We start from the raw sequence: 7,834 nt of genomic DNA, 5'->3' as shown, positions 1-7,834 counted from the left end.
GACTGCGCCATGCGCGCACTTGTTTCCACTGGATCAGTGGCATAACTTGCTGATCCAGCTAGGGAAAACGTGGGGATACCTCAGAACCTGACCCCTTTTTTTGAACCTGACCCCGTTTTTTGCTGGACCCCGTTTTTTGCTGATTGCGGGCGTTGCCCGCCACGCTGCGCCCATGCCGTTAGTAGCCCAGATGCGTCTGCATCTCCGCTTCCAGCGAGCGATTTATTATGTGCTGGAGCATCTGCGAATACAGCGACCCCATCTGTTCCGGCGGAGTATAACCGGCGGTCAACTCGTCCAAGCGGTCTTTCGATAACTTCATGCAACAGCTCCTCCCGGCTCAACGCGCATCTTCTCAAAGGGCCATTACACAGTTCAATTTACAGACTCAGCAGAGAAGGTTTACTATTGACAACGAGCCAGTTACGCCGAAGCGGCGTGACTTAAACCAAACAGCCCCCCCACTTCCCGGGGCCGTTCAGTACGAAGATTAATTCAGGGAATCACATCTTTATAGAAAGGAATAGTAATGAAGCAGCATAAATTAATCTTTTCCACCATGGTTTTTATATCATTATCTTCACTAAGCCTTAGGGGGGAGGCTGCAAATTGTGAATCCAATTTCACAGCGAGCGGGTCTCAAGAGAAAGGCTTATTCTTCGCAACCTATGTCCATTCGCAAAAATTAGATTTAAACAGTGCAGCCAGTCAGCTTCGAAAAGTGGCCCAGGACGATAAGTTCGAAGTTGTCGAAGAAAAGACCGAGAAAGGCAAGGTAACGCTCACGCTTTTTCAAAAACCTAGTACCAAAACCCGCGGATTTTTTTTGACCTCCGAAGCAGACGAAACGCTAGGCACACTTACCATTATGACGGTTTTGCCTCCACTGATGCAGGCTCGCCCGGAAGACGTCAGGGCTACGATGTGCGGAATGCTGGCCCGCGTCAACCTTGAGCCAACTAAAGCGCCGCCCGACCCAATGGCCGCTAGAACTGCACCGCCCTCTCGTCCTTCAAAGGTGCTGAGGCCCAAAGCGATTTTCGACATGGATGCCGCCAATGCTGCCCTGGAGCCTGGGACATCGACCATCACCGGAACCGCCTGCGTTTTGCGTGGAGGAAAGATTAACCTAGCGCGCAACCATCCGGTTTTCTTATTCCCCGCAAACCCTTATTTGGAAGAGGCGCGAACTCTCCTATCGAAGGCGAAACGTGGGGAGACTGTCGAGCTTTCGCCCGCCTCTATGCTGATTCGGCTGGATGGGATGACTAACGAAGATGGAGATTTTAAATTTTCGAAACTGAAACCTGGAAGGTACTATGTAATGGCGGAAATGAGTACCTCCTTTAATCGAAGTGACACTAGAGCAGTGGGCACTTCATTTGAAGGAGTTCAAGGAAGGCCAACATTAACCACCTACTATCAGACTGACAATTACACACTTAATTATAACGATACACTTGAGAAATTCGTCGAAATAAAAAACCAAGGCGAAACCGCAAAGATTAAACTCACCCCAAAAGGCTATTTCAGTGGCAGCCCAGGGATATTTAGTTGCAAGTTGGGGAATTTTTTAAATTGAAGTGTGAACGCCCCATTGAGCAGAGCGGCGATTGGTCGCAGGGGATTCTCGCGGGCAATCTTTAAACGAAATTGTCATAGTAAAATTGCGTTAGATTGACTTTCAGTCAATCTAACGCTGAGGTTCCCCACATTTCTTCCAGGCGAGTAACGGGGTCCGAGTAACGGGGTCAGGTTGACTTTTTCTAACCTCATCAGCGCTCACATTCGAAGGCCTCGTCTAATACATCTTGACCTTCCAGACATGCCCCCACCCGCCATCCTCGGCGCAGCCTCAACTGGAGAACATACGATAATGAAGTAGATGGGCACCGCGCCGGCCGCAACACTGCTGGTGAGCGATTGCTCCAAGGTGGCGGGCGAGAAATTCGTCGGCCACTGAGTCAAGCTGCCAGACGAAATTCTCAGCTGCTTAGACCATTCGATGTTGGGGCGCACTCAGCTGCTGTTGATCCTGCTGCTGGCTTTGCTGCTGGGCCTGTTGCTGCCGCTGCGTTTCGCTCAGCGTCTGTAGCTGCGAAAGAGATTGCTCCACGGGCTGTGCGATAGCGTCGCTCGTCTTCATGTGCGCCATCAGATGAGCGGGGTTATCCAATGCGCCCTGGACCACAAACACGTTCTCGCCCCTCCCCACGGACGCTGTTTGATTGCTCAACACAACGTGGTCGATCTGCGTTAGTCCGTTCGCTTTGGCCAAGTGGGCGCTGCTGGCCGCCAGCCGAGCACTGTTGTCGTCATAGTCGCGGCCAAGGCTCTGCTCCAGGCGGCGCACGGCCTCTTCGGCCTGACGATGTAGCGGATCTTGCGAGGGCACGGCGCCCTGGATATTGCGATAGGTTGGCGCAGCATTGTGATCTTCCCGATTCAGCTCGGGCGGGAAGGTACGCGGAGCAATCTGCTGCAATGTCGCGGGGTCGATGTCGCCTGTTTGAGAGAGGCCATGCGCCTGCTGGTAGTTGATCACTGCTGCCTGCATCGAAAGGCGGTAGACACCATCCTCCTGAAGTGGATGATTGTCTGCGCCGCGATACCCTTCGGCATTCAAGGATTGCTGCACCTTCCGAACCATCTCAGACGATTCACCGATGCGGATTGTTCCGTCATCCACGAACGGCCTGGGTTCAATGCCACGATCCCGCCTTTCTGCATCGATCGACAGGCGGCCGCTGACCAAATCGCCTATGTAGTTCTCGTAGTGCTGGTAAAAACGACTGTCCACTTCCATATGTACGTGAATTGCTCCTGTTGCCTGCTTGTTCTGCACGCCTAACGCCTGACCATACTCAACCTGATCACCAGTTTTTACATGGAGTGGCGACATATGCCGGACACGGAGGATGACATCACCGCCTTCCCGATCCAGCACATCCACCAGACCCTTCGACGGATTGACGGTACCAACCACGCCGGCAACGGGTGAAGGAACATCGAGCGACCTTGAAGCAGGCCCAGTAGGTAATCTGGAATCCTCAAGCATGAAGTCCTTCTTCAGCAATACCTGATCAGGACGAAGGCCATAGTCCATCCCTGCCTTGGAGACCTCGAGCTCTTGGATTTCACCGCCAACCACTCCCAGCGTACGGCCTGCTTGACCACCAACGACTTTGCCGTTGACCAGATGAGCATCACTGTTGCTTTTGGGGTGGTGTGTAACCAACTCGTCGAAGCTTCCGACAGCCTCGTTATGATCTCCCTTTTCAGCATCCCATTCGAGTTGAATGACGCGATAGGGTATCTGCTGTCCAGCATCCTGGCTTGCCATATCCTAACTCCTTGTCAGTCTCTGAGATTAATAGCCCGCGTTAGGTACCAACAGCCTCTACGCTTCTCGAACACATAAGTATCCACTTCATATTCCATGCCGAAATTTACCCTGCGCCCCTCATTGGCAGTCACCTCTACGGAGACCTGAGAGCCAACCTCACTTTTTGGCTCAGGCTTGCTTCTTCCAGCGGCTAGTTGATCGAATATTTTTGCATCTTTGAAGTACCGGTAGGAGAATAACTGAAGCCGAGACGGGCCTTTCTGCTTGGAGATATGCGTGTCCGGTGATGACGCAGTTTCTTCTTCGACAGTGTGAGTCGGGACCTCATACTCCAGCGGATCATCCGTGAAGCGGCGACGTACGTCATCGTTTGCAACATCGGCATAGCGCTGAAGGAAAATGCTGAAATCCTTCGAGGGGCAAGCGACCGACGTTTTCTCGTTGTTCTGTCTCGGATGCTCGCGCTGTGGGGCGACCGCCTGGGCGGGCGAAGTGCATCCCGCCATTGAGATACAAAGCACCGCAGCAAAGGCGATATATGGATTCAAGTGACAGGCACCCATGCTCATCATGCTTCCTTTATTCATGGCGGTGGCATCTCAAAGGCCCATCTTGACGGCTACTTCAAGACGACCTCAGCTTACCCATGGCTCAAGCCGAACGTCAGAAGGCTGGCGGCGGCATCACTAGCTTCTGCTTGTCCCTAAGCGGTTGGCAAGTCAGATCGGGTTTGACACGTCATCAGACGTGGCAGAGCGCGTCGTTCCCAATTACGCATCCGAAGCAGCGGCAGTTTTTTGTCCCTGGGAGCACTCCTGGTCCTTGACCTCCCATACATCCCCCACCCGCCATCCTCGCCGCAGCCTCAACTGGAGAACGCACGATGATGAAGTGGATGGGCACCGCGCTGGCCGCGGCACTGTTGGTGAGCGGTTGCGCCAAGGTGGAGGGCGAGAAGTTCGTCGGCCACTGGGTCAATGTGCAGACGCAGGAAGAGACGATGGACATCGAGCGCAATGGCGAGACCTTCATGGTCCGCAGCACTACGCCGAAGTTCTTCAGCCGCCAACCCAAGACCGAGAGCTACCCGGCGGTCTACAAGGACGGGGCGCTGCAGGTCAGCAACGATGGCGAGACGGTGAACTTCGCCATCGACGAGAGCAACGGCCACCTCAATACCGGCGGCGAGCAGTACCAGCGCGTGCCGGCCAAGTAAGGCCGTCGCGGTCACCCGCATGCAGACCTTCACGGTCGCACGCGGGCGTTCTTGTTGTTGGGTCTGCCGGCCGCACCGCTCGGCTGCCGGCGCCGCCCCCGAGGAAACGCCAAGCCTGGGGCACCGCCCGTCGCCCCGCCCGCTCTCCCCTGCCATCCAGCGCGCGCAAGCCTTACAGTGCGCAGGCACGCCAGGGTCATGGCGCTGCCCGACCGATCAATCCAGCAACTACGAGGGTGTCATGAGCAAGGGGATGGACCAGAAGAAGAGCCAGAAGAAAGAGCCGACCAAGACGCTGAAGGAAAAGCGCGCGGCCAAGCAGGAAAAGAAGGGCAAGTAAGCCGCCCGGCCTGCCAGACGGCGAACGGGGTCAGGCGGATCGCCTGACCTCGCGTTTTGGCCGCGGCGCGTGGCGCCGAGCGTTGGCGTGCGAATTCGGCCTGCCAGACTCTCCCGATCGCGGCCGGCATGACCTGCGATAACGCCCCGACGCTGCGACCAGACGGCTGTCGCCTTCGCCCGGCCCAGCCACGGCCTCCCATGAGGTCAGGCGATATCCGCCATCCGCTTCGGGCAACGTCAGGTGCGATCGCCTTGCGGGCTGACGACAAGCGCTGTTTTGGAGCGGTGCGTGACGCGTAAGCCGCACTCCGCCAGATACGTTGCAGATGCGATATGAGTGTTTTCCATGGCTCTTGCCGTCGGCGGCCGTTATCCGAAAATTTCAGATAACTGAGTCTTGCTCGATGAACGCCTTTATCAGAACAACGACCCCTGCACGGGCATGGCAGTGGATGGTTCTGCTGCTTGCGTGACAGGTGCAGCCTGCTGCTGGGCACCCAACCGCCATGCCAAACCCGAGATGCGCGCGGCATGCCGGGTGAGCGCGGCGCGGATGACCGCTTCGCTGCCGGCCAGGTGCAGGGCGCGGCGGGCGCGGGTGATGCCGGTGTAGAGCAGTTCGCGGCTGAGCACGCGGGCGTCGCGGGTGGGCAGTTGTAGCCAGACTTCGTCGAATTCGCTGCCCTGGGCCTTGTGCACGGTCATGGCGAAGGCGCTTTCGTGGGCGGGCAGTGCGGCCGGGTGGAAGCCGCGCACCTGGCCGTCGCCGTCGCCTTCGAACCAGGCGACCAATGGGCCTTGGGCACGGCGGTCGGCGGCGGCGGGGTCGTCGCGGTTTGCGGTGCCGCCGGAAGACCCAGCTGCATCGCTACGCGCTGTAGCGGTGCTCGCGTCGCTGCGCCCCGAGGAAGCGCTTGTGTCGCTGCGTCCCGAAAAGGGACTCGCTTCGCTTCGCCCCGAAAAGGGACTCGCTTCGCTTCGCAGGCAGATGCCGACGTCGCCGTTGAACAGGCCGTGGCGGTAGCTGTTTTCGGTGATCAGCAGCAGGCGGCCCTGGAACCAGGGCGAGGCGCCGCCGAGGCGGCGGGCGCCGGAGCCGGTGTCGGCGAGCAGTTGTTCGATGCGGGCGTTGAGGCCGCGCGCGCCTTGCGGGCCGGCGCGTACGGCGGTGAGCAGGCGCAGGCGGCTGGCCGCGCGCAGGGCGGCGGCGGGGTCGTGTGCATCGGCCAGCGCGCGCCAGTGCGCGAGCAAGGCGTCGCGGCCGAGGGCCAGCGGGTCTTCGCCGTCTTCGTGGAAATGCACGCCGGCCAGTTCGCCACTGCGCAACAGGGCCAGGGCGGTATCGGCGTCGCCGGTGCGGATGGCGTCGGCCAACGGGGCGAGTGCGAAGTCGTGCGCCTGGCGGTAGCCGCGCAGCAGATGCACGCGGTGGCCGGTGAGGCCGCCGCTGTGGGTGCCCGGGGGCGTGGTGTGGTCGGGCGCGCCGCCGAGCAGCGGTTGCAGCGCCTGTGCGTCGTGCGGCTGCAGGGTGTCGCCGGGGCCGGCGGCCTGCAGGATGGAGGCGAGCACGTCGCCGGCTTCCACAGAGGGCAGCTGGTCGGCGTCGCCGAGCAGGATCAGTTGGGTGCCATCGGCGACGGCTTCGACCAGCTTGCACATCAGCGGCAGGTCGACCATGGAGGCTTCGTCGACGACGATCAGGTCGAAAGGGAGCGGGTTGTCGGCGTTATGGCGGAAATTCGGCGAATCCGGGATGACGCCGAGCAGGCGGTGGAGGGTGCTGGCGCTGGTGGGGAGGAGGGGTTCCCAGGTGGACGGCTGGCCCTCACCCGCCCTTCGGGCACCCTCTCCCGCTTGCGGGAGATGGGAAACAGCGGGGTTTGCTGGCCCTGTCGCTTGCCCGTGAGGGGCGGTGCTGGCAGTGGATGGGAGCTGGATGCCGTCGGCGATGGCGCGGGCGATGGCCAGGCGCAGGCTTTCGGCCATGCGCTCGGCGGCGCGGCCGGTGGGCGCGGCCAGGGCGATGCGTGGGACCGGGGTGTTGGATGCCTGCGCCTGGGCGATGCGCAACAGCAGCAGGCGGGCGATGGTGGTGGTCTTGCCGGTCCCGGGGCCGCCGGTGACCAGCAGCAGGCTGCGGCGCAGGGCCAGGGCTGCGGCTCGGGCCTGGCGGTCGATGGATGGCTCGGGCAGGTCTGTGCCCTCGCCCACCGTGATGTGCTGCTCCTGCGGCACGCCCTCCGTGCTGGCGTCGCGGTTCGCTTCGGCATCGCGCCTTTGCAGGCGGGCACCCTCTCCCGCAGGCGGGGGAGCGACGGCGGGGTTGGGGAATAGCTGGGCGAATAACGGCGCCAGCGTGGCTGCGTCGAATGGGGGCGGCGATTGGGCGGCGATGCGTTGCAGGCCCAGCGCCAGGCGGCGTTCGTACTCGCGGTAGCGACGCAGGTAGAGCAGGCCGTGTTCGAGCACCAATGGGCAGTCGGCGGCCGCGGGGGCGGCGGGATTGGGTTGGTCGACCCAGCGCGACGCGGCCAGGGCGCGTTGCCAGTCGGCGGGGTCTGGCAGTTGCGGTGGTGGGCCGGTGCGGGGGTCCAGCAGCATGGCCGCGCGCGTCGGGTCGAGTCCTGCGTGGCCGCTGGTGACTGCCAGGGAGGCTAATGCGGCGCCGGCCAGTACCAGGGAGTCGGTGTCTGGGGCGAGCCGTTGCAGGGTTTGGGCGAAGGCCAGATCCAGCGGACGGAGAGCGTCGGCTTTGATCAGCGCGCTGAAAAGCGTTGGGTGGGTCATGGGGCGGGGGTTCCCACGCAGGACGTCGCCTGGCAGCCGCTCCGCGCCCGGGCCTGTGCTTGCAGCGCGGACGCTCCAGACCAAGCGCGCCGGTGGCACGCAGGCGCTGCCTGGGTGCCCCGAATGGAGGGAAGCGCGAGCGA

General features: G+C 60.8%; 5 protein-coding genes and 1 pseudogene. 2 read left to right on the top strand and 4 right to left on the bottom strand.

What is annotated here, in order from left to right; genetic code table 11:
* Positions 1-181: 181 nt before the first annotated feature.
* Positions 182-322 (bottom strand): annotated as a pseudogene (locus GGR61_RS14970) (IS256 family transposase); the annotation flags it as partial.
* A gap of 207 nt (positions 323-529) precedes the next feature.
* Between GGR61_RS14970 and GGR61_RS14965 the strand changes: the two are divergent.
* Entirely contained in the window at positions 530-1,582 is a 1,053-nt protein-coding gene (locus tag GGR61_RS14965) for a hypothetical protein (protein ID WP_184408252.1), read from the top strand.
* 411 nt (positions 1,583-1,993) lie between these two features.
* Here the strand turns inward: GGR61_RS14965 and GGR61_RS21395 are convergent, their stop codons facing one another.
* Positions 1,994-2,806, bottom strand: coding sequence for a peptidoglycan-binding domain-containing protein (locus GGR61_RS21395; RefSeq protein WP_326520634.1), 813 nt, complete (start codon positions 2,804-2,806; stop codon positions 1,994-1,996).
* A 551-nt stretch (positions 2,807-3,357) separates the two neighbouring features.
* A complete protein-coding gene (locus GGR61_RS14955; protein WP_260287996.1) occupies positions 3,358-3,933 on the bottom strand; it encodes a hypothetical protein in 576 nt (191 codons plus the stop codon).
* A gap of 296 nt (positions 3,934-4,229) precedes the next feature.
* On the opposite strand from GGR61_RS14955, the gene GGR61_RS14950 reads away from it, so the two are divergent.
* Positions 4,230-4,562, top strand: a complete 333-nt coding sequence (locus GGR61_RS14950) for a hypothetical protein (protein ID WP_184408254.1) — start codon at positions 4,230-4,232, stop codon at positions 4,560-4,562.
* Positions 4,563-5,321: 759 nt separating this feature from the next.
* Here GGR61_RS14950 and GGR61_RS14945 read toward each other — a convergent pair.
* Positions 5,322-7,691 (bottom strand): AAA family ATPase, encoded by a 2,370-nt coding sequence (locus GGR61_RS14945; protein ID WP_184622331.1) that lies wholly within the window; start codon positions 7,689-7,691, stop codon positions 5,322-5,324.
* Positions 7,692-7,834 lie beyond the last annotated feature (143 nt).

Origin of the sequence: Xanthomonas sp. 3058 (assembly GCF_014199765.1) — a bacterium.
Classification (GTDB): Bacteria; Pseudomonadota; Gammaproteobacteria; order Xanthomonadales; family Xanthomonadaceae; genus Xanthomonas; species Xanthomonas campestris_B.
This window is presented reverse-complemented; position numbering and strand designations above follow the sequence as displayed.